Origin of the sequence: Thermomonas sp., from assembly GCF_046293095.1 — a bacterium.
Lineage (GTDB): Bacteria > Pseudomonadota > Gammaproteobacteria > Xanthomonadales > Xanthomonadaceae > Thermomonas.
In genome coordinates this window covers 501,077-520,834 of sequence record NZ_JBKBPN010000003.1, presented here as the reverse complement: position 1 = coordinate 520,834, position 19,758 = coordinate 501,077, and the positions used below count along the sequence as shown (strand labels likewise).

22 protein-coding genes are annotated in these 19,758 nt (G+C 67.3%); 7 read left to right on the top strand and 15 right to left on the bottom strand.

The genetic code is table 11. The annotated features are described in order from the left end of the window. The first annotated feature begins 4 nt into the window (after positions 1–4). From ACK4SG_RS08605 to ACK4SG_RS08580, 6 genes are all read left to right on the top strand, one after another. Complete coding sequence (locus ACK4SG_RS08605) at positions 5–613, top strand: YkvA family protein (RefSeq protein WP_409601308.1); 609 nt, start codon at positions 5–7, stop codon at positions 611–613. Positions 614–696: 83 nt separating this feature from the next. Continuing rightward, the gene (locus ACK4SG_RS08600; RefSeq protein WP_409601362.1) at positions 697–1,068 is read left to right on the top strand and encodes a hotdog fold thioesterase; all 372 of its coding nucleotides are present in this window, start codon (positions 697–699) and stop codon (positions 1,066–1,068) included. A gap of 113 nt (positions 1,069–1,181) precedes the next feature. After that, positions 1,182–1,544, top strand: coding sequence for a hypothetical protein (locus ACK4SG_RS08595; protein WP_409601307.1), 363 nt, complete (start codon positions 1,182–1,184; stop codon positions 1,542–1,544). 56 nt (positions 1,545–1,600) lie between these two features. Continuing rightward, entirely contained in the window at positions 1,601–2,338 is a 738-nt protein-coding gene (locus ACK4SG_RS08590; protein ID WP_409601306.1) for a lysophospholipid acyltransferase family protein, read from the top strand. 16 nt (positions 2,339–2,354) lie between these two features. Beyond that, positions 2,355–3,344: a YheT family hydrolase gene (locus ACK4SG_RS08585; protein WP_409601305.1), complete on the top strand. Its 990-nt coding sequence runs from the start codon at positions 2,355–2,357 to the stop codon at positions 3,342–3,344. Positions 3,345–3,413: 69 nt separating this feature from the next. Next, on the top strand, positions 3,414–4,013 hold the full coding sequence (locus ACK4SG_RS08580; protein WP_409601304.1) for a YbhB/YbcL family Raf kinase inhibitor-like protein: 600 nt from the start codon (positions 3,414–3,416) through the stop codon (positions 4,011–4,013). Between the two features lie 55 nt (positions 4,014–4,068). Here the strand turns inward: ACK4SG_RS08580 and hslU are convergent, their stop codons facing one another. From hslU to ACK4SG_RS08505, 15 genes are all read right to left on the bottom strand, one after another. Next, entirely contained in the window at positions 4,069–5,442 is a 1,374-nt protein-coding gene (gene hslU / locus ACK4SG_RS08575) for an ATP-dependent protease ATPase subunit HslU (RefSeq protein ID WP_409601303.1), read from the bottom strand. 101 nt (positions 5,443–5,543) lie between these two features. Continuing rightward, the gene (gene hslV, locus ACK4SG_RS08570; RefSeq protein WP_409601302.1) at positions 5,544–6,095 is read right to left on the bottom strand and encodes an ATP-dependent protease subunit HslV; all 552 of its coding nucleotides are present in this window, start codon (positions 6,093–6,095) and stop codon (positions 5,544–5,546) included. A gap of 93 nt (positions 6,096–6,188) precedes the next feature. Continuing rightward, positions 6,189–7,055: a tyrosine recombinase XerC gene (xerC, locus tag ACK4SG_RS08565; protein WP_409601301.1), complete on the bottom strand. Its 867-nt coding sequence runs from the start codon at positions 7,053–7,055 to the stop codon at positions 6,189–6,191. 34 nt (positions 7,056–7,089) lie between these two features. Beyond that, on the bottom strand, positions 7,090–7,767 hold the full coding sequence (locus ACK4SG_RS08560) for a DUF484 family protein (RefSeq protein WP_409601300.1): 678 nt from the start codon (positions 7,765–7,767) through the stop codon (positions 7,090–7,092). A 2-nt stretch (positions 7,768–7,769) separates the two neighbouring features. Beyond that, positions 7,770–8,633, bottom strand: coding sequence for a diaminopimelate epimerase (gene dapF, locus ACK4SG_RS08555; protein ID WP_409601299.1), 864 nt, complete (start codon positions 8,631–8,633; stop codon positions 7,770–7,772). Between the two features lie 7 nt (positions 8,634–8,640). Continuing rightward, positions 8,641–8,808, bottom strand: a complete 168-nt coding sequence (lptM, locus tag ACK4SG_RS08550) for an LPS translocon maturation chaperone LptM (protein ID WP_409601298.1) — start codon at positions 8,806–8,808, stop codon at positions 8,641–8,643. Between the two features lie 26 nt (positions 8,809–8,834). Beyond that, positions 8,835–9,197, bottom strand: a complete 363-nt coding sequence (locus tag ACK4SG_RS08545) for a YbaN family protein (protein WP_409601297.1) — start codon at positions 9,195–9,197, stop codon at positions 8,835–8,837. Positions 9,198–9,238: 41 nt separating this feature from the next. Further along, the gene (locus ACK4SG_RS08540; protein WP_409601361.1) at positions 9,239–11,371 is read right to left on the bottom strand and encodes a S9 family peptidase; all 2,133 of its coding nucleotides are present in this window, start codon (positions 11,369–11,371) and stop codon (positions 9,239–9,241) included. Positions 11,372–11,542: 171 nt separating this feature from the next. Then, positions 11,543–13,633, bottom strand: coding sequence for a prolyl oligopeptidase family serine peptidase (locus ACK4SG_RS08535; protein ID WP_409601296.1), 2,091 nt, complete (start codon positions 13,631–13,633; stop codon positions 11,543–11,545). Between the two features lie 241 nt (positions 13,634–13,874). After that, complete coding sequence (locus ACK4SG_RS08530) at positions 13,875–14,492, bottom strand: hypothetical protein (RefSeq protein WP_409601295.1); 618 nt, start codon at positions 14,490–14,492, stop codon at positions 13,875–13,877. A 49-nt stretch (positions 14,493–14,541) separates the two neighbouring features. Continuing rightward, positions 14,542–14,814: a hypothetical protein gene (locus ACK4SG_RS08525; RefSeq protein WP_409601294.1), complete on the bottom strand. Its 273-nt coding sequence runs from the start codon at positions 14,812–14,814 to the stop codon at positions 14,542–14,544. 65 nt (positions 14,815–14,879) lie between these two features. Next, the gene (locus ACK4SG_RS08520) at positions 14,880–16,967 is read right to left on the bottom strand and encodes a peptidase domain-containing ABC transporter (RefSeq protein WP_409601293.1); all 2,088 of its coding nucleotides are present in this window, start codon (positions 16,965–16,967) and stop codon (positions 14,880–14,882) included. A 30-nt stretch (positions 16,968–16,997) separates the two neighbouring features. Next, the gene (locus tag ACK4SG_RS08515) at positions 16,998–17,201 is read right to left on the bottom strand and encodes a hypothetical protein (RefSeq protein WP_409601292.1); all 204 of its coding nucleotides are present in this window, start codon (positions 17,199–17,201) and stop codon (positions 16,998–17,000) included. 4 nt (positions 17,202–17,205) lie between these two features. Further along, a complete protein-coding gene (locus ACK4SG_RS08510) occupies positions 17,206–17,445 on the bottom strand; it encodes a hypothetical protein (RefSeq protein WP_409601291.1) in 240 nt (79 codons plus the stop codon). Between the two features lie 330 nt (positions 17,446–17,775). After that, entirely contained in the window at positions 17,776–19,041 is a 1,266-nt protein-coding gene (locus tag ACK4SG_RS08505) for an HlyD family secretion protein (protein WP_409601290.1), read from the bottom strand. Between the two features lie 304 nt (positions 19,042–19,345). Between ACK4SG_RS08505 and ACK4SG_RS08500 the strand changes: the two genes are divergently transcribed. After that, positions 19,346–19,732, top strand: a complete 387-nt coding sequence (locus ACK4SG_RS08500; protein WP_409601289.1) for a helix-turn-helix transcriptional regulator — start codon at positions 19,346–19,348, stop codon at positions 19,730–19,732. The last annotated feature ends 26 nt before the right edge of the window (positions 19,733–19,758 follow it).

Here is a 19,758-nt window from a genome sequence, read left to right as displayed (position 1 = left end):
ACCCATGTCGATCACCCTGAATTTCGAGCTCAACGACCACGATCTGGCCCATTTCCAGGCGGCTGCGGAGCGCTCGCGCAAGGCGGTCGAGGGCAAGAGCGCCGAGGAGATCGTCGCTGCCGCCGTGGCGCTCCTGGACGACGCGCAGAAGGCGTCGCTGCCGGACTTTATCCGCGAGCGCCTGCTGCGCCTGGACGACATGATCGCGATGATCCGCGACACCGCCTGGGCGATGCCGGAGGCCGACCGCCAGCGCGTGCTGTCGGCGCTGGCCTACTTCGCCGACCCGAACGACATCATCCCGGACCATGTGCAGGTGCTGGGCTTCCTGGACGACGCGGTGATGATCGAGCTGTCGGTGCGCGAGCTGGCGCACGAGCTGGACGCCTACGATGACTTCTGCGACTACCGCGCCCGCGAAGCCGCGCGCCGCGGCGTCGAGCCGGCCACCCTGGGCCGCACCGACTGGCTGGACGCGCGCCGCGAAGAGCTGGTGGAGCGCATGCACGCCCGCCGCGAGCGTGATTTCGGCATCGGCTACGGCCGCAGCAGCGGCTACGGCCGCACCTCCTACGTCCGCGCCTGGCGCCCGGGCGTGTTCACCGTCCGCTGAGCCCCGGCTTGGCCGCACCCGTCTTCGCCTGGCCGGAGGGCACCACCCTCGCGGCCTTGAATGCCCGCTCCGCCGGGACGCTGATGGAAGCGCTTGGGATCGTGTTCACTGAGCTGGGCGACGGCTACCTGCGCGCCACCATGCCGGTGGACGCGCGCACCCGCCAGCCCTACGGGTTGCTGCACGGTGGTGCTTCGGTGGCGCTGGCCGAGACCCTGGGCAGCAGCGCCGGCGCGCTGCTGGCTGGCGGGAGTGCGGTGGTGGGGCTGGAGATCAACGCCAACCACCTGCGTGCGGTGCGCCAGGGAACGGTGACCGGCACCGCGCGGCCGCTGCACCTTGGCCGCAGCACCCAGGTCTGGGACATCGGCATCGAGGACCAGACGGGCCAGCCGGTGTGCATCAGCCGGCTCACCCTGGCGGTTCTGCCGGCCCCGCCCGCCGCCGCCGGCTGACCACCTGCCGGCGGTAGCGCCGGTTTTGCGAATCCGCAGTTTGCCGCAATACTGGAAGCAACCCGGTACGGGTGCAGGCATGGGCCTGGGGTCGGATCGACAGGGAGGATGTCGTGGGCAAGGTGATCTATCTGCCGCAGGCCGACCGCTGCTGCACACGCTGCGGCGAGACCAAGGGCATCAGCAACGCCGCGGCCCGGATGCTGGTGCGGGTGGACGTACGGGTCCTTTTCGAGCGCAATGCCCCCTGCCCACATTGTGAGGACCTGATCGTCCTGCCGGACCTGCCCGAGCCGGCCCCGCCGACGGAGGACCGGGTTTGCCACGACTGCGGGTGCAGTGCGCCGCAAGAGGATCTGGTCAGCGCGCAGATCATCGACGACATCCTCGGGGGGCGGCGCGAGGTGCTGATCTGCGGTGATTGCCTGGCCGCGACGGATGAAGGCGCCAACGATGACGGCGGGGGTGATGCATGAACCCGGCGGCCGGCCCTTACACTATGGGCCGACTACCGACGGCCATCGCCGTGTCCATGCGCGCGCTCCGCTATCTCTACCGCACCCCGCTGCTGCTCTGGCACCTGCTGATCGACCTGCCGCTGACCCTGCTGCTGATCGCGCTGGGCCGCGGCGGGCGTCTGTCGCATGCGATGGTGCGCTGGTGGTCTGGCGGGCTGCTGCGCATCTTTGGCATGCGCGTGCAGCGCATCGGTACACCGCTGCCGGGTGGGACGCTGTTCGTGGCCAACCACGTCAGTTGGGTCGACATCATGGTGTTGCATTCGCAGCACATGATGGGTTTCATCGCCAAGTCGGAGATCCGCAGCTGGCCGGTGGTGGGCTGGGTCACCACCCACGCCGAGACCATCTTCCTGCAGCGCGGCAATGGCGACTCGCTGGGCCAGGTGATGGCCGAGATGGCGCAGCGCCTGCGCACTGGCCGTGCGGTGGCGGCGTTTCCCGAGGGTGGCACCCGCGACGGACGTGCGCTTGGCGCCTTCCATGCGCGTATCTTTGCCGCCGCGGTGGACGCCGATGCCCCGGTGCAGCCGGTGGCGCTGTGCTATGGGGTGCGCTGCGAAGCGCAGCCGATCGTGGCGTTCGCGCCGCGCGAGCATTTTCTCGGCAATTTCTTGCGCCTGCTGGGCGAGCCGTCGCGGCCGGTGCGGGTGTGTTTCATGCCGCCGATCTTGCCGGGTCAGTGCGAGGGCCGGCGCGCGATCGCCCAGACCGCCCGCGAACGGGTCGCCCAGGCGATGGCGGCCGCCTGAGGCCGGCCGGGTGTCGGTGACCGCATCCCCGTTCACGCCGCCGGCCTGGCTGCGCAGCCCGCACGTGCAGTCGGTGCTCTCCTCCAGCCCGTTGCGTGGTCTGCGTGCGCGCCAGCGCCTGCACGCGGTGCCCGCCACCCATGTGCCGATGGTGCTGGACGCTGGTGACGGTGTGCGCCTGCAGGGTGTTGCCAGCACGCCCACGGAGCAGGCGCCGCGCGCGCTGGCGCTGCTGCTGCACGGCTGGGAGGGCAGCAGTGCGTCCAGCTACATGCGGATGACCGCTGCGCGCCTGCTGCGCGCCGGCTTCGTGGTGTTCCGGCTGGACTTCCGCGACCACGGCGACAGCCACCACCTCAACGAAGGGCTGTTCCACTCCAACCGGCTGGACGAGGTGATCGGCGCGGCGCGCGCGGTTGCCGCGCAGTGGCCGGACCTGCCGATGACTGCCGCGGGATTCTCGCTGGGCGGCAACTTCGCCCTGCGCCTGGCCTTGCGCGCCCCGGATGCCGGCCTGCCGCTGCGGCGGGTGGCCGCGGTCTGCCCGCTGCTGGACCCGGGCCGCACGATGACGGCGATGGAAACCGGGCCGGCGTTCTACCTGCGCTATTTCGAACACAAATGGCGGCGTTCGCTGGCGCGCAAGCGCGCGCTGTTCCCGCAGGCGCACGCCTTCGGGGACGAAGTTCTGCGGTTGCGCATGCGTCCGCTCACCGACTGGATGGTGCGCCGCTATACCGGCTTCGCCGATCTTGACGCCTATTTCGACGGCTACTCGATCGCCGGGGGGCGCCTGCAGGCGCTGCCCATCCCGGCCGACGTGCTGATGGCCCAGGACGATCCGGTGATCCCCGCCGACGAGTTCACGCACCTGGCCGGCTATCCCAACATCGCGCTGGAGCTGGCCGCGCATGGCGGCCACTGCGGTTTCCTCGAAGGTGCGTCACTGGACGGCTACGGCGAGCGCTGGGTGGCAGCGCGGCTGGCGGCCGTCGTACAGGGCTGAGACGCGCGGCTGCATCCGGCCCACGCAGGCGGTCGTAGAATCGGTCCGTCACTTTCGTGGAGAGTCCTCATGCGCCTGCACAGCGACAGCTTCGAACACCGCCAGCCGCTTGCGGCCGAATTCGCCCTTGGCGCGCGCGCTGGCTTCGGCGGCAACCGCAACCCGCACCTGGCATGGGATGACGTGCCGGCAGGAACACGCTCGTTCGTGCTGCTGTGCATCGATCCCGACGCGCCCACCGACCCCGCGCTGGTCGCGGACACGGCCACCCCGATCCCGGTGGAGCACCCGCGCGGCGATTTCGTGCACTGGGTGGTGGCCGATATTCCGGCCGAGGTGCGCCAGATCGCTGCCGGTAGCTGCAGCGACGGCGTGACCGCCAAGGGCAAGCCGGCCGGCCACGACGCCGGCGGCGTGCGCGGCATCAACGACTACACCGGCTGGTTCGCGGGGGATGCCGAGCTGGGCGGCGACTGGTACGGCTACGACGGCCCCTATCCGCCCGCGCACGACCTGCGCGAGCACCGCTACTTCTTCCGCCTGTTCGCCCTGGATGTGCCCAGCCTGGGGCTGCCGGCGCGCTTCACCGCCGGCGACGTGCTGCGCGCGATGCAGGGCCACGTGCTGGCCGAAGCCGCGATCTACGGCACCTACAGCCTGCACGGCTGAGGGCTTATACGCGCGGCGCGGCGGCGCAGGGGCCGGTCGCCGCGCGGGCCTGTCGTCACAGGATGTAGCGGCTCAGATCCGGGTCCTGGGCCAGCTCGCCCAGGTGCGCATCGACATAGGCGCGGTCGATGGTCACCTCGCCGCCCCTGTCCGGCGCTTCGAAGCTCAGCGATTCCAGCAGGCGCTCCAGCACGGTGTGCAGGCGCCGTGCGCCGATGTTCTCCTGGCGCTCGTTGACGTGCGCGGCGATCTCGGCCAAGCGCTCCACCGCCTCCGCCGCGAAGCGCAACGTCACGCCCTCGGTCTGCATCAGTTCGACGTACTGCCGGATCAATGCTGCCTTCGGCTCGGTGAGGATGCGCACGAAGTCGTCCTTGCCGAGTGCGGTCAGCTCCACCCGGATCGGAAAACGGCCCTGCATCTCCGGGATCAGGTCGGACGGCTTGGCCAGGTGGAATGCGCCGCTGGCGATGAACAGGATGTGGTCGGTCTTGACCGGCCCGTACTTGGTGCTGACCGTGCTGCCCTCCACCAGCGGCAGCAGGTCGCGCTGCACGCCTTCGCGGCTGACGTCGGCGCCATGGCCCTCGCTGCGCTTGGCAACCTTGTCGATCTCGTCGATGAACACGATGCCGTGCTGCTCGCAGGCCTCGATGGCCTGCTCGCGCACCTCGTCCTCGTTGACCAGCTTGGCCGCTTCTTCCTCGATGAGCAGTGGCCGCGCGGCCTGGATGGTCATCCGCTTCTTGTGGGTCTTGCTGCCGGAGATCTGGCTGAACATCTGCCGCAGCTGTTGGCCCATTTCCTCCATGCCGGGCGGCGCCATGATGTCCACGCCGATGTTCATGCTGAGGTCGAGTTCGATCTCGCGCGCGTCCAGCTCGCCGGCGCGCAGCTGCTTGCGCAGCTTCTGCCGGGTCGAGGATTCCTGCGCCGAGGGTTCCGCGCCGATGTCGATGGCGGTGGTCTGTGCCGGGTTGAAGCCGAAGCCGGGTGCGGCGTCGCGCCTGGGTAGCAGGGCATCGAGAATGCGGTCCTCGGCGCGCTCCTCGGCTTGCGTGCGCACGCGCTGCTTGGCCTGGGCGCGGTACAGCTTCACCGCGGTGTCGGCCAGGTCGCGGATGATCTGCTCGACGTCCTTGCCCACGTAGCCGACTTCGGTGAAGCGGGTGGCTTCCACCTTCACGAACGGCGCGTTGGCCAGCGTGGCCAGGCGGCGCGCGATCTCGGTCTTGCCCACGCCGGTGGGGCCGATCATCAGGATGTTCTTCGGCATCACCTCGTTGCGCAGTTCGGGCGGCAGCTGCGCGCGCCGCCAGCGGTTGCGCAGGGCGATGGCCACCGCCCGCTTAGCGGCGTGCTGGCCGACGATGTGGCGGTCGAGTTCCGCGACGATCTCGCGCGGGGTCATGGAGGAGGAATCAGTCATGTGTGGTGTCCTGGAGGCGTCTTACCGAGGGCAGACCGATCAAGTCGCTCCCCGATACTCGCTTGGTTGATCGGTCTGCCCTCGGTAAGACGCTGGCGGGGTCAGAGCTGCTCGACCACGATGTTGCGGTTGGTGTAGATGCAGATGTCGCCGGCAATGCCCAGCGCCTCGGTGGCGATGGCTTTCGCGTCAAGCGGGGTATGCGCCAGCAGCGCGCGCGCGGCGGAGAGTGCATACATGCCGCCGGAGCCGATCGCGATCAGGCCGTCTTCGGGCTCGATCACGTCGCCGGTGCCGGAAATCACCAGCGAGGTGTCGGCATCGGCCACCGCCAGCAGGGCTTCGAGCTTGCCGAAGCGGCGCTCGGTGCGCCAGTCCTTGGCCATTTCCACCGCCGCACGGGCCAGCTGGCCATGCTTTTCCAGCTTGGCCTCGAACAGCTCGAACAGGGTGAACGCATCCGCCGCAGCGCCGGCAAAACCGGCCAGCACCCGGCCGTCCTTGCCCAACCGGCGCACCTTGCGGGCGTTGGCCTTCATTACCGTGTGGCCCAGCGTGACCTGGCCATCACCGGCAATCACCACCTGGCCGTTGCGGCGCACCGAGACGATAGTGGTAGCGTGGAACACATAGGGATTCTGGCTGGGATCCATCGGTATCTCCTTGGAACTGCCGATGTGGGGATGCGGCCGCGGGCGTTCAAGCAATGCCGGTGTTGCCTCCCACACCGCCGGGAAGCCTGCGGTTCAGCCTTTGCGCTTGGCGCGCGGATGCGCCGCGTCGTACACCTTCGCAAGATGCTGGAAATCCAGGTGCGTGTAGATCTGGGTGGTGGCGATGTCGGCGTGGCCCAGCAGTTCCTGTACGCCGCGCAGGTCGCCGGAGGATTCCAGCACGTGGCTGGCAAAGCTGTGCCGCAGCAGATGCGGATGGATGCGTTTGAATACGCCCTGGCGCCGCGCCAGCTGCTTCACCCGCAGCTGGATGGCGCGCGCGCTGATCTGTGCACCGCCGCGGCCGGGGAAGACGAAGCCGTCCGGCGATCCCGCTGAATCAGCACGCCATGCCAGCAGCGCAGCGCGTGCATGCGAGCCCACCGGCACGATGCGCTGTTTGCTGCCCTTGCCCAGCACGGTGACCAGGCCGCCGTCGAAATCCAGGTCCCGCCAACGCAGCGCGCAGACTTCCGACAGGCGCAGGCCCGAGGAATAGAACAGTTCCAGCAGGGCGCGGTCGCGCAGGCCCAGCGGGGCATCGGTGGGCAGCTCGACCAGTTGCACTGCTTCGTCCACGTCCAGCACCTGCGGCAGCTTGCGCGCTGCCTTGGGTGCGCGCACGCCATCGGCCGGGTTGATGGCGATGCGCCCCTGCTTGAGCAGCCAGCGGTACAGGCTGCGGCAGGCGGACAGACGACGTTGCAGGGATTTCGGGGACAGCCCGCGACGATGTTCCGCCGCGACGAACGCGCGCAGGTCATGGCCGTCCAGGGCCAGCAGGTCACGCTCGCCGGCCCAGGCGGACAGCGCGGCAAGGTCGCGGCGGTAGGCATCCAGCGTGTGCGCGGAGCCTTGCCGTTCAACCGCCAGATGGGCGAGGAAGGCGTCGATCACCATGCGGCCAGTGTACGCGCCGCGCCGACAGGCCTGCTCAGGCGAAACGCTGCAGTCCGGCCGCCAGCGCCTCGCCCATCATGCGCAGGAACAGCGTGCCCATGCCGGGGAAGAAGCGGTTGGGGTCGAGGCTGCCCACCGCCACCAGGCCCACGCCCGGCAGCACCAGCAGGGCGGAGCTCTGCACGTCCTGGGCGCGGGCGCCGTATAGCAACGCGGTCTTGTCGGGATGCAGGCGGCCGCAGACCGGCTCGCCGCTGGCCAGCAGGTCGCGGAAGCCTTCCAGGCGCGGGCTGTCCTCGGGCAGGTGCTGGAACCACTCCGCATCCGCCAGCCCGTCAACCGCGCGGAAGCCCACGATGCGAACCAGATCGCCGTGGAAATCCTCCGCCAGCGCCGCGGCCATCGCGCGCAGCGTATCGGCCGCGCTGGCCTGCTTGAGCAGCGCCAGCGTCAGCTGGTGCGTGCGCACCGCCAGCCGTTCGTTTTCCTGCGCGTTGTCGAACAGCTCGTGCAGCCGCTTGGTCAACTCGCGGTTCTTCTCGCGCAGGATGTCCAGCTGGTAGCTGGCCAGCGAGGCGGTGGGACCGTTGCCGCGCGGCACCGCCAGGGTCAGCGCCAGATCCGGGAACTGCTGCAGGAAGGTGGGGTGCCGGCGCAGCCAGGCCGCCACTTCGTGTGCACCGAGTTTCTCAGTGGTGTCGTTGAAATCCATCGTCACAGCCCGTGGTCCTCCAGCATGTGGGTGTCGGGCAGGTGGCCTTCGAAGACGAAGGCGGCGGGACCGCCCATGAAGAGCGCGCCGGTGGCGGCGTTGCGGCGGATGCGCAGCGTGCCGCCGGGCAGGTCCACCCGCACGCCGGCCTCGGCCTGCACGCGGCCGCGGCGCGCCAGCACCGCTACCGCCGCGCAAGCGCCGCTGCCGCAGGCCAGGGTTTCGCCGACGCCGCGCTCGAACACGCGCAGGCGGATGTGGTCGGCGGCGAGCACCTGCGCGAAGCCGACGTTCACCGAAGCCGGGAACCACGCGCTGGCCTGCAGCGCGGGACCGAGGCGGGCCACGTCGGCGCGCGCCACGTCGGCGACCTCGAGGACCGCGTGCGGATTGCCCATCGACACGGCGCCCAGCTGCAGCGTTTCAGCGCCCAGTGCGAGCGTGTATGCGTCCTGCTCGCCGTCGACGCCGACCAGCGGGATGTCCGCGGGCGCGAAGCGCGGCGGCCCCATGTCGATGACGAATCCGCCGTCGGCGTCGCGGGTCACTGCGTGGACGCCGGCCGGGCTGTCGATGGCGAAGCTGTCCTGCGCAGGCGCGGCGCCATCGCGGACCAGCCAGGCGGCGACGCAGCGAGCGCCGTTGCCGCACTGGCCGGAGGCGGAACCGTCGGCGTTCCAGATGCGGTAGGCGGCAATGCTGCCGGCGTTCCGCGGCGGTTCGATGGTCAGAATCTGGTCGCAGCCGACGCCGCGGTGGCGATCGGCCAGCCGCGCGCACAGCGCGGGGGAAGGTGGCGGAACACCGCCGCGCAGGTCCAGCACGACGAAGTCGTTGCCGGCACCGTGCATCTTGCTGAACCGCATGGCCGGCTCAGGGCTGGGCAGACGGCGTGCCCGCGGCGTCGCCGGCCGGCGCGGCGGGGTCGGGCGCCACCGGCGCGTCCGCGGCCGGCTTTTCCGGCAGCACCAGCGGGCCCTTGTTGCCGCAAGCGGCGAGCAGGCAGGACAGGAGCGTGAGCAGGACGAGGCGCTTGGTCATTCCGTGAGTGTACCCGCGGCCCCGGCTCACTGTCGCGGTTCCGGGCGGCGCCACAGCCAGAGCGCCACCAGCGCCATGGTGGCGATGCCGATGGCCGCCATCCACCAGCGCGGGGCGAAGATCGCCATCGACACCGAGGACACCGACATCATCCCGATCGCCAGCAGTTTGGCCTGGCGCGAGACCGTGCCGTTCTGCTCCCAGTCAAGGATGGCGCGGCCGAACTTGGGGTGCGCGAGCAGCCAGCCGCGCAGGCGGTTGGAGCCGCGCGAGGCGGCGAACGCCGACAGCAGGATGAACGGCACCGTCGGCATGACCGGCAGGAGTGCGCCGATGATGCCGAGGAGCAGGCTGGTCCAGGCCAGCAGCGCCCACAGGTGGCGGGTCATGGGATGTGCGCGCCTTGCGCTTGGGAGGCGGAAGATCGAGGTTAGTCGACGCCCAGCTGATCCAGCATGAACGCGTACATTTCCGCCTGCTCGCGGTAGCGGCGGAAGCGCCCGGACTTGCCGCCGTGGCCGGCATCCATGTTGATGCGGAACACGACCGGTGCGTCAGAGGTGTTGAGGTCGCGCAGCCGCGCCACGTACTTGGCCGGCTCCCAGTACTGCACCTGCGAATCCCATAGTCCGGTGCCGATGAACATCGCCGGATAGGCCTTGGCCGCCAGGTTGTCGTAGGGCGAGTAGCCGAGCATGTAGTCGTAGAACGGCTTCTGCTCCGGGTTGCCCCATTCGTCGTATTCGTTGGTGGTCAGCGGAATCGACGGGTCAAGCATCGTCGTCACCACGTCCACGAACGGCACCTGCGACAGGATCACCCGGTATTTGCTTGGCGCCATGTTGGCAATCGCGCCCATCAGCAGGCCGCCGGCGCTGCCGCCGTGCGCGGCCACGCGATCAGGCGCGGCATAGCCTTCCTTGACCAGGAAATCGGTGACGTCGATGAAGTCGGTGAAGGTGTTTTGCTTCTTCAGCAGCTTGCCGTCCTCGTACCACGCACGGCCCATCTCCTGGCCGCCGCGGACGTGGGCGATGGCATAGGCCATGCCGCGGTCCAGCAGGCTGACGGTGGTGACCGAAAAACCCGGATCCATCGACATGCCGTAGCTGCCATAGGCGTACTGCAGCAGTGCGGCCTTGCCGTTCTTCTCGAAGCCCTTGCGGTAGACGATGGACACCGGAACCTTTGTGCCGTCGCGGGCAGGGGCCCACAGGCGTTCGGTGACGTAGTTCGCGGGATCAAAGCCGCCCAGCACCGGCTGGCGCTTCAGCAGGCGGCGCTCGCCGGTGGCCACGTTCCACTCGTACACGGTGGCCGGGGTGGTCATCGAGGTATAGCTGTAGCGCACCCAGGGGGTGTCCGGCTCGCTGTTGACGTCCAGGCCCATCGAATAGGCGGGCTCGTCGGCCTGGATGTAGTCCTCGCCGTCCGGCTTGAGCAGGCGCACGCGCTCCAGGCCGCCGCTGCGCTCGGCGATGGCGGTGAAGCCGTCGAACAGCGCGAAGCCTTCGATAAGCACGTCGTCGCGGTGTGCGATCCAGTCCTGCCAGTCCTTGCGTTCGGTCGCACCGTCGGCGGCGGTGACCAGCTTGAAGTTGGTCGCCGGCGTGCCGTCTTGGTTCCGGTCGTTGGTGCGGATCACCCAGCGCCCGCCGAAGTGGTCGGCGTCGTACTCCACGTCACGCGCGCGTGGCGCCAGCACGGTGAACTCGCGTGGGTCGCTGGCGGGCGCATAGCGCAGCTCGTCGGACACCGTGCTGCTGACACCGATGACGATGTACTTGTCATCGCGGGTACGGTCGATGCCCATGTAGAAGCTGTCATCGTGCTCCTCGTAGACCACCGGGTCGTCCTTCGGATCAGTGCCCAGCACATGCTTCTTCACCCGCACGGTGAGCAGCGTTTCCGGGTCGTTCTCGACATAGAACAGGGTCTTGTTGTCGTCGGCCCAGACCAGGTTGGGCGAAACCCCGGCGATCGTCTCGGGGTAGACCTGGCCGGTTGCCAGGTTGCGGAAGCGGAGGGTGTACTGGCGGCGGCCGTTGGTGTCCTCGGCGTAGGCCAGGATCGTGTTGTCCGGTGTGACTTCGAAGTCGCCGACGCTGTAGTAGTCCTTGCCGGCGGCAAGCTGGTTGACGTCCAGCAGCACCTCTTCGCCAGCGAAGTCGCCGGCGGCATTGGCCTGCTGGATCGACAGGGCGTCAATGCCCGGCGCATCCTTGCGGCGTGCGTGCACCGGGTAGTCCTTGCCGGTCTCGAAGCGTGTGTAGTACCAGTAGCCGCGCTCGCGGTAGGGCACGCTGGCGTCGTCCTGCTTGATGCGGGCGACGATTTCCTCATACAGCCTGTCCTGCACCGCCTTCGTCGGCGCCAGCACCGCGTCGGCGTAGGCGTTTTCGGCCTGCAGGTAGCCCAGTATCGCCGGGTCCTTGCGGCTGTCGTCGCGCAGCCAGTAGTACTCGTCCTGTCGCTGCGCGCCGAACGGCGCCTTCACCACATGCGGCTTCTTGTCCGCATCGGGCGGGGGGGGCGGGGTCTGGGCGGAGGCGAGGCTGCTCATGAGGACAAGACCGGCAAGGAAGGCATGGGGTTTCACGGAATGGGGCTCCACGGGACGGTTTGCAACGCTTTGCTGGTCATCCCCGCGCAAGCGGGGAGCCGTGGGGCTGCACGTTGCAACCGGGCCAGACCGCCCGGGGCTGCCGTCGGCGCGGGAATGACGGCCTGGCGATCACTTCGTCAGCTGGTTCCACAGGAAGGTGTAGGCCAGCGCGCTCATGTGCGCGGCCTGCGCGTTGTTGGCCGCGCCGCCATGGCCGCCTTCGATGTTCTCGTAGTAGCGCACGTCCTTTCCGGCCGCTTCCATCTTCGCCATCATCTTGCGGGCGTGCGCGGGGTGCACGCGGTCGTCCTTAGTCGAGGTCAGGAACAGGGTGGGTGGGTACTGCCGCGCGGGGTCGAACAGGTGGTACGGCGAGAAGGTCTGGATGAACGACCAGTCCGCGGTGTCCGGGTCGCCGTATTCGGCCATCCACGAGGCACCGGCCAGCAGGTGGCTGTAGCGTTTCATGTCCAGCAATGGCACCTGCACCACGATGGCACCGAACTTGTCCGGATACTGGGTGAGCATGTTGCCCATCAGCAGGCCACCGTTGCTGCCGCCCATGGTGCCAAGGTGCGCCGGCGAGGTGATCCTGCGCGCCACCAGGTCGTCGGCGATCGCCGCGAAGTCCTCGTAGGCCTTGTGACGGTTGGCTTTCAGCGCGGCCTGGTGCCAGCGCGGGCCGTATTCGCCGCCGCCGCGGATGTTGGCCAGCGCGTACACGCCGCCCTTCTCCAGCCAGCCCTTGCCGACGGCGCCGGAATACGACGGCGTCATCGACACTTCGAAGCCGCCGTAGCCGTACAGCAGGGTCGGCGCTTTGCCGTCGAACTTCAGGTCCTTCGGACGCACCAAAAAGTACGGGACCTTGGTGCCGTCCTTGCTGGTGGCGAAGTGCTGCTCGATCACATCCTTCGACCCGTCGAAGAACACCGGGTTGGACTTCAGCACCTCGGGCTTGCTCCCCACTTCGGCGATGGACAGCGTGGTGGGGGTCAGGAAATCGGTGGCGGTCAGCCACACCGCATTGCTGTCATCCGCATCCACCGCGCTGACGCTGATCGTGCCGATGGTCGGCGCGCCGACGAAATCCGCCTTCCTCCAGCCGGTCTTGCCCGGGGTCAGCACGGACAGGCGGTTCTTGACGTCTTCCATCACGTTGAGGACAAGGTGGTCCTTCGTCCACGTGGTGCCGGCCAGCGCGGCGTTGTCGGTCGGCTCGAACAGCGCGGTGAAGTCGCGCTTGCCGGCCATGAAGTCGTTGAAGTTGGTGACGATCAGCGAGCCGGGCTTCCAGGTCTTGCCGCCCGCGTCATAGGGCTCGCGCAGCTCCAGCAGCAGCCAGTCCTTGTGCACGCTCTTCTGCGCGCTGTTGGGCGCGTCGATCTTGGCGAGGCTGCCGTCGGCGTTCCGCAGGTACAGCTCGTCGTTGTAGAAGGCGAGCGTGCGGCTGACGAAATCGCGCTGATAACCCGGCGTGTGGTCGCGCATGGCGGCGATGTACATGTCGCCCGGCTTGCCCTCGTACACGGTCTTGGCCGCCGACAACGGCGTGCCGCGCTTCCACTCCTTGACGATATTGGGATAACCCGAGCTGGTCAGCGTGCCCGGGCCGAAATCGGTGAACACATAGACCGTGTTCTCGTCGATCCACGCCAGCCCGCCCTTGGCTTCCGGCCGGAAGAAGCCGTCCTGCACGAACTGCTTGGTGGTGAGGTCGAATTCCCGGGTCACGTCGGCGTCGGAGCCGCCGGGTGAGAGGGCGATCAGGCAGCGCTGGTACTTCGGCCGCAGGCAGTCGGCGCCGTGCCACACCCACTTGGCGTTCTCCGCCTTGTTCAGCGCGTCCAGGTCCAGCACGGTTTCCCACTCTGGCTCCGGCTTGCGGTATTCGGCCAGCGTGGTGCGGCGCCAGACGCCGCGCTCGTGCTGCTTGTCCTTCCAGAAGTTGTAGTAGTAGTCGCCGATCTTCTCCACGCCGGGGATCTTGGCGTCGGAATCCAGGATGGCGCGGATGTCGGCTTCCAGCTGCTTGAACGCCGGGCTGTTGGCAACCTCCGCCTCGGTCTTCGCGTTGCGCGCCTTTACCCAGTCCAGCGCCTTCTCGCCCTGCACGTCTTCCAGCCAGGCGTAAGGATCGTCGTTGGGCGGGGTCTGCGCGGAGGCGGCGCCGGCAAGCGCAAGGCCGGCGACCAGGGCGGCGTGGGGCAGCTGGGACATGGGTGCTCCGTGGGGCGGTGGATCATGGGAACACCACGCTAGCATGGCCGGCTGCCTGCGGCAGTCGGCCGCGGCGCGGGCGAACAGGCATGCCGTGCCGACAGCCGGTGACCCCCGGATGCGGGATACCGGAAACCCGGGAAGCCGGAAAGCGCGCCTGCGCGCATAGCAGAACCCAAGGCGACGTGCGTCAAGCCCTGTCGACGCCTACTGTCGGGCGCAGCCGGACAGGTTGCGTGCGTCAGTGAACCGGCTCTGGCGTCTGCGCTGCTGGGGCAGGGGTATCGGGGTGGGCATCTGCAGGCGCGGCCGCTGGCGCTGCCTTGCCGTCGGCGGTCGGGGTGGCTTGTCCTGCCTGCCGGGTGTGCGGGGGAACCGAGCCGGGCTTGACGATGACCATGCCGCGGCGGATGTCCTTCTTTTCAATGCCGCGCAGATTCACGCCCGGTTCGTTGACGCCAATCGGCGCGCCACCGTGCACCGGCGGTGAGCTTTTGGTCTTGATGGTCAGGCGTGCCCCCGCGCCGTTGGTCGGGCTGGTCTGGCCGGTGTCAGTGCCCGATTGCGGCGCTTCGGCCATCCGCGCGACTCCACCTTTGCCGACGACGTAGCCGCGGTTGTTCGCTTCGGCTTTTTCAACGCCGTCGCCGCGGTTGTCCGATTGGGCCTCGCGCGCGACTCCACCATCTCCCACCACATAACCACGCGTGCTTTTCTGATCCTTCGCGAAAGCCGGTGCGGCCAGGATGCCGAAGAGCAGGGCCATCACGCAGGACGCACGCAGCGCGCCATCGAAGAATGCTGCCTTTTTCATGGTCACGACCTCGCTGACTTGAAGACGCGCCAATACCGTGTGCATCAAGCGCTGAACGGTGTTTTAACCACGCAGGCCCGGTTCACTTCCGGTTTCAGGCACGGCGGGCGAGGCGCGAGGCGGACCCGGCCTGATGTGCCCGCCGGCGCGCCTGCACGCGTCGCCGGCGGCGCGGCAGGCGCAGCGAAACGGTGGGCAAGGGGAAGCGGCGCAGACCCCACCACGCGGCCAGCGGCATCCCCAGCAGCCACAGCGGCAGCCAGCCCAGCAGGGCGCTGTGGCCGCGCGCGGCGGGGATCAGCAGGACAGCCAGGGCGCCGAGGATCACCAGTTGGCGCAGGCAGGCATCGAGATCACGGTAGGTCATGGCGGCGCTCCGTTCGGGATGGCCACAGCCTGCGGGCGGGCTATCTCACGGACTGCGACCGGCACCTAGGCCGCAACCTGCACCGGCTCCGGCCGAACCTCCTGCACGATCTTACCCCCGTACATCACCAGCACGCGGTCGGCGCTGGCGATGGTTTCCGGCCGATGCGCCACGATCACCTTGGTGACATGGAGTTGCTTCACTGCGGCGTTGACCAGCTGCTCGTTGCCCACGTCCAGATGGCTGGTCGCCTCGTCCAGGAACAGCAGCTTGGGCTGCCGGTACAGCGCCCGCGCCAGGATCAACCGTTGCTTCTGCCCGCCGGACAGGCTGCTGCCCATGTCGCCGATCAGGCTGTGGTACCCCATCGGCATCGCCATGATCTCGTCGTGCACTGCCGCCATGCGCGCTGCCTGCTCCACCCGCGCCTGATCCATGTGCGGATCGAAAAAGCAGATGTTGTCGGCGATGCTGCCGCCGAACAGCTGGTCGTCCTGCATCACCGCGCCCACGATCTTGCGGATGTTCGCCGGCCCCGCCTTGTGCAGGTCCTGCCCGCCGATGCGGATCGTGCCTTCGGTCGGCTTGAGCAGGCCCAGCAGCAGCTTGACCAGCGTGGTCTTGCCGCAGCCGGACGCACCGACGATGGCGACCGCTTCGCCCGGTTCGATGCGCAGGCTGCAGCCTTTCAATACCCACGGCTCGCCGTCGGCGTAGCGGAAGCCCAGGTTCTCGACCTCGATGGAGGCGACTTCGGGCGCGGGTAGTTCCGGCCGCAGCTCCGCATCCTCCGGCGGCGTCAGCACGATATCGGCCAGCCGTTCGCCGTGCAGGCGCAGCATGCGTAACTCGATGCCCTTGTCGATCAGCGCCGACATGCGCTGCGCGAACTGATCCTTGTAGGCCAGGAACGCAATCAGCATGCCCACCGAGAACACGTTGGACAGCGCCAGCAGCGCACCGATCCAAATCACCGCTATGCGCTCGATCCCGAACACCAACTGACTGGCGCTGTTGAAGCCCAGCCCCAACTTCGCGATGCGCACGTCCTGGTTGACGGTGTCCACCATCAGATTGTCGTAAGTGGAGCGGCGCAGTCCCTCCGCCCCGGCCACCTTGACGCTTTGCATGCCGCGCAGCGATTCCAGCAGATGGGTCTGCTGCTTCGCCCCCGCCACCAGCTGCCGCTCAGTGCCGTCGCGCAGCGGGCGGTAGGCCACCAGACGGATGCCGGCATACAGCACCACCGCCAGCAGGGTGACCAGCGCCAGCTTCCAGCTGTAGACCAGCATCAGGCCGAACGTCACCACCGCCATCAGGCCGTCGATCAGCGCCTCGACGAAGCTGGTGGTCAGGGTGCGCTGGATCGCCTGCACCGACGCCATGCGCGAGGTGATGTCGCCCAGATGACGCTTCTCGAAGAAGTCCAAAGGCAACCGCAGCGCGTGCGCGAACACATTGCCCATCCATTGCAGCCCCAATCGGGACGACAGATACACCACCGACCAGCCGCGCAGCAGGCCGATGCCGATCTGCAGCAGCAATGCCAGCCCGAAGCCCAACCCCAGCACCGCCAGCAAGTCCTTGTCGGCGGAAACCAAGACCTGGTCCACCACCCATTGCATGAAGAACGGGGCCAGCACCACGAACACCTGCAGGGCCACCGACAGCAGCAGGATCTGCCCCAGCGCCCGCCGCAGGCCGGCCACGCGCCCAGTCAGCTGACGCACCGACACCGATGGCAAGGCCTTGCGCGGCTTGAACTCGTGACCGGGCGTCAGCTCCAGCGCCACACCGGTGAAGTGATCGGAGACCTCCGAAAAGGCGAGCGTCTTCTCGCCGATGGCCGGATCGAGGATCGTCACCTTCGACCGCCCGACCTTGGCCAGCACCACGAAGTGGTTGAAATCCCAATGGAGGATACAGGGCAGTTTGAGCTTGCCCAGGTCGTCCATGTCCAGCCGTAGCGGGCGGGTCTGGAAACCCAACTGTTGGGCGACATGGATCAGCTGACTGAGCTTGGCCCCCTTGAGGGAGAGCGGGAAACGCTGGCGTAGTTCGGCCAGCGACAGCTGCAGGCCATGCGCACCTGCCGCCATCGCCATCGAGGCGAGACCACACTCGGTGGCCTCAGACTGGAGAATAAATTTCATTATTTTTCGCAGAGCGAGTCTCAACCCGCCTTACGCTTCAAAAAATGCACCAAAAGCAATCCGACCAACAGTGGAAGCGCAAAGATTAGCCACCACCTCAGGAAATTCCCCAGCGATAAGGCTCCATTGAACTGCAAAAATCCCGCAATTGGCAATGCCGTTATCAACGCAGTTGATAAAAACTTCTTCATATGCCACCCCAAAAATCCCGCGCCACATTCTGGCGCGGGACAATATGTCATTTGAAATAGCTCGCAATTACCATAGTGCCCGCAACCAGCGCGCCGGCTGCACCGCCGACGGCCGCACCCACCGCGGTACCTGGCCCCGGGAAAAGTGCTGTACCAATCGCGGCTCCTATTTCGCCAGCTGCCAAACCCGCTGAACCAGCCACCGTAACCAGATTCCACGCCAAGCCGGTCGTAGAGCCTTCGCCACCGCTGATATTATTAATATCGACTAGATTCAGTTCACGCATTTCTTATGCCTCCTCCGAATAGTGAGCACTAATCATACCGATAACTGCCCCGATGCCGAACCCAGCTAGCGCGCCAATGGCACCGCCAACTGCTGTACCCACTACAGGCACGAGCGAACCAGCCGCCGCGCCTACAGCAGCACCTGTTGCGCCGCCCGCGGTGCCGCCGGAAATGGCACCGATTGCGTAGGACATTGCATCAGTTCCGCCACTTACGCTATCAATTTCAGTTACTTCCAATTGCCGCATTGTTGCTTCCTCTTTGTTGCAGCGCTGCACCCCAGCGCAGGGACCGAGACAACACCCGGTATCTCGTTGCCCCGGTGAAGGTCAGCCACTGCCAACCTTCCCCCTGAGCGAATACAGCGGCTCGAACACCCACTCGATCAGCCGACGCTTTTCCCCCAGCACATCGGCTTCCAGCAGCATCCCCGGTTTGAGCGCCTCGGGCTTGCCGTAGGCGGTGATCGTCTGGCGCGCCAGCGCCACCGTCACGCGGTAGAACGGTTCACCGCTCTGCGCGTTGCCGACCAGCACGCCAAGCTCGCCTGGGCTGAGCGCACTGCGGCTGATCCGCACGATCCGGCCTTGCTGATGACCAAATTTCTGGTACGGATACGCCTGGTAACGCAGCAGCACTTTGTCGCCCGGCTCGATGAAACCGATCGCGCGGCTGGGCACCAGCAGTTCTGCTTCCAGCGTGCCGTTGCCCGGAAGCAGGCTGAGCAAGGGCTGGCCTGCCTGCACTGCCTGTCCGGGCTTGACCAACTGCGTGGCGATGACGCCGGTCACCGGCGCGCTGATTGCCAAGGCACCGCGTGCTTCGGTTTCCACTTGCTCCTGTTCCAGTGCTGCCAGATCGCGCTGGAAGTCGGCATCACTGGCGAGGCGTTGCCCGGGCAGCTCCTGCCGGGCCTGCTGGAGCTGGACGAGACTGCGGCGTGCGGTAATGGCTTGGCGCTGCATGGCTTGCACGTCGCTCACGGCCTGCAGCCATGCGGCCTCCTGTTGCTTCACCTGCAGGGCGCTGACGTATTTGTCCGCTTGCAGTTGGCGCAGGCGTTGCAGGGTTTCGTCGGCAATCCGTACCTGCCCCTGCCGGGTGGCGATTTCCTGTTCCAGCTGCGCCAGTTCGCGTCGGGCGGCGTCCAGCTGCGCCAGCAAGCCGCCGGCCTTTGCATCCAGCAGCTGGCTCTGCGCGCGGTGCGCGTCCTGCAAGCCTTGTTGGCGCCGCGCCAGCCGCATGGCCATGGCGGCGGCAGTGTCGCCCTCGTTCACGGTGGCGCGTGGCAGGCTGACCACCGCCAGGGTTTGCCCGGCACGGACTCGCCCGCCTTCCGCGCTGTCCAGCTCCGTTACCACGCCGGTGGCGGGTGCCAGGACGGTGGCCAAGCCTCGGGTGGGCACCAGTTGCCCGACCACGGTGGAGCGGCGCGTGTAGCTGCCCAGCGTCATGAACAGCCCGATTGCCAACGCCGCACCAGTTGCGAAGGCGGTCATGGCCCACAGCGGCAGGGGCTGAGCCAGGGAAATGCTCCCCAGCCAGCTCCCACGCTTGGCTTCCAGCGCTTCCCTGCGAAAAAGTGATTCCGACATTCCAAATTTGCATGACATCCCCGGGAACTTATTTGGACTGATTCGGGGGTGTCCGCACAACCCTCGGGAAGGGGAAATCCGTCTTGATTTACCATTCTGCTGCGTCGCAGCAATCATTTTTATCAATGATTTGAGCGAACCATGCAAGCAATACTGTACATTTTTTTTTCATTATTGCTTGCGTCCGCATTCCCGACAGCTGGCGGTGAATGGGGCGCAGCTTCGATAAGGATTGCGCTATGCTACGCGGCCTTGGTGCAGCGCTCTTGTTTCACGCCGGCCGCATCGCCGGGGGGTTTATGCAATGACGACATTGGCCGGACGAATCCGCAAGGCGCGCCTGCGCGTGGGCATGTCGCAACAGCAATTGGCAGAACGGTTGAAGGTCACCCGCGGCGCGGTGGCCAACTGGGAAGGCGCCAACGGGGTGGCTCCTGCAACCGAGCGGCTCCAGCGCATCGCGCAGGAAACCGGGGCGTCATTTGAATGGCTGGCCACGGGGCGCGGCGCCTGCAAATACGAGCCGCTGCCGGAGGACATTCCCGGTGTGATCGGCGCGGAGCTTGTCAGCGACCATCTGGAGCTGCGGCTGCTGCATGCCCTTCGTGCGGTGCCGAGGCGCCAGCAGGGGCGGATCATCCAAACCGTCGAGTCGCATGCACGGATTTATCTGGCAGATAATATGGAATAATTCCATATTCACGCATGATGCGCGTT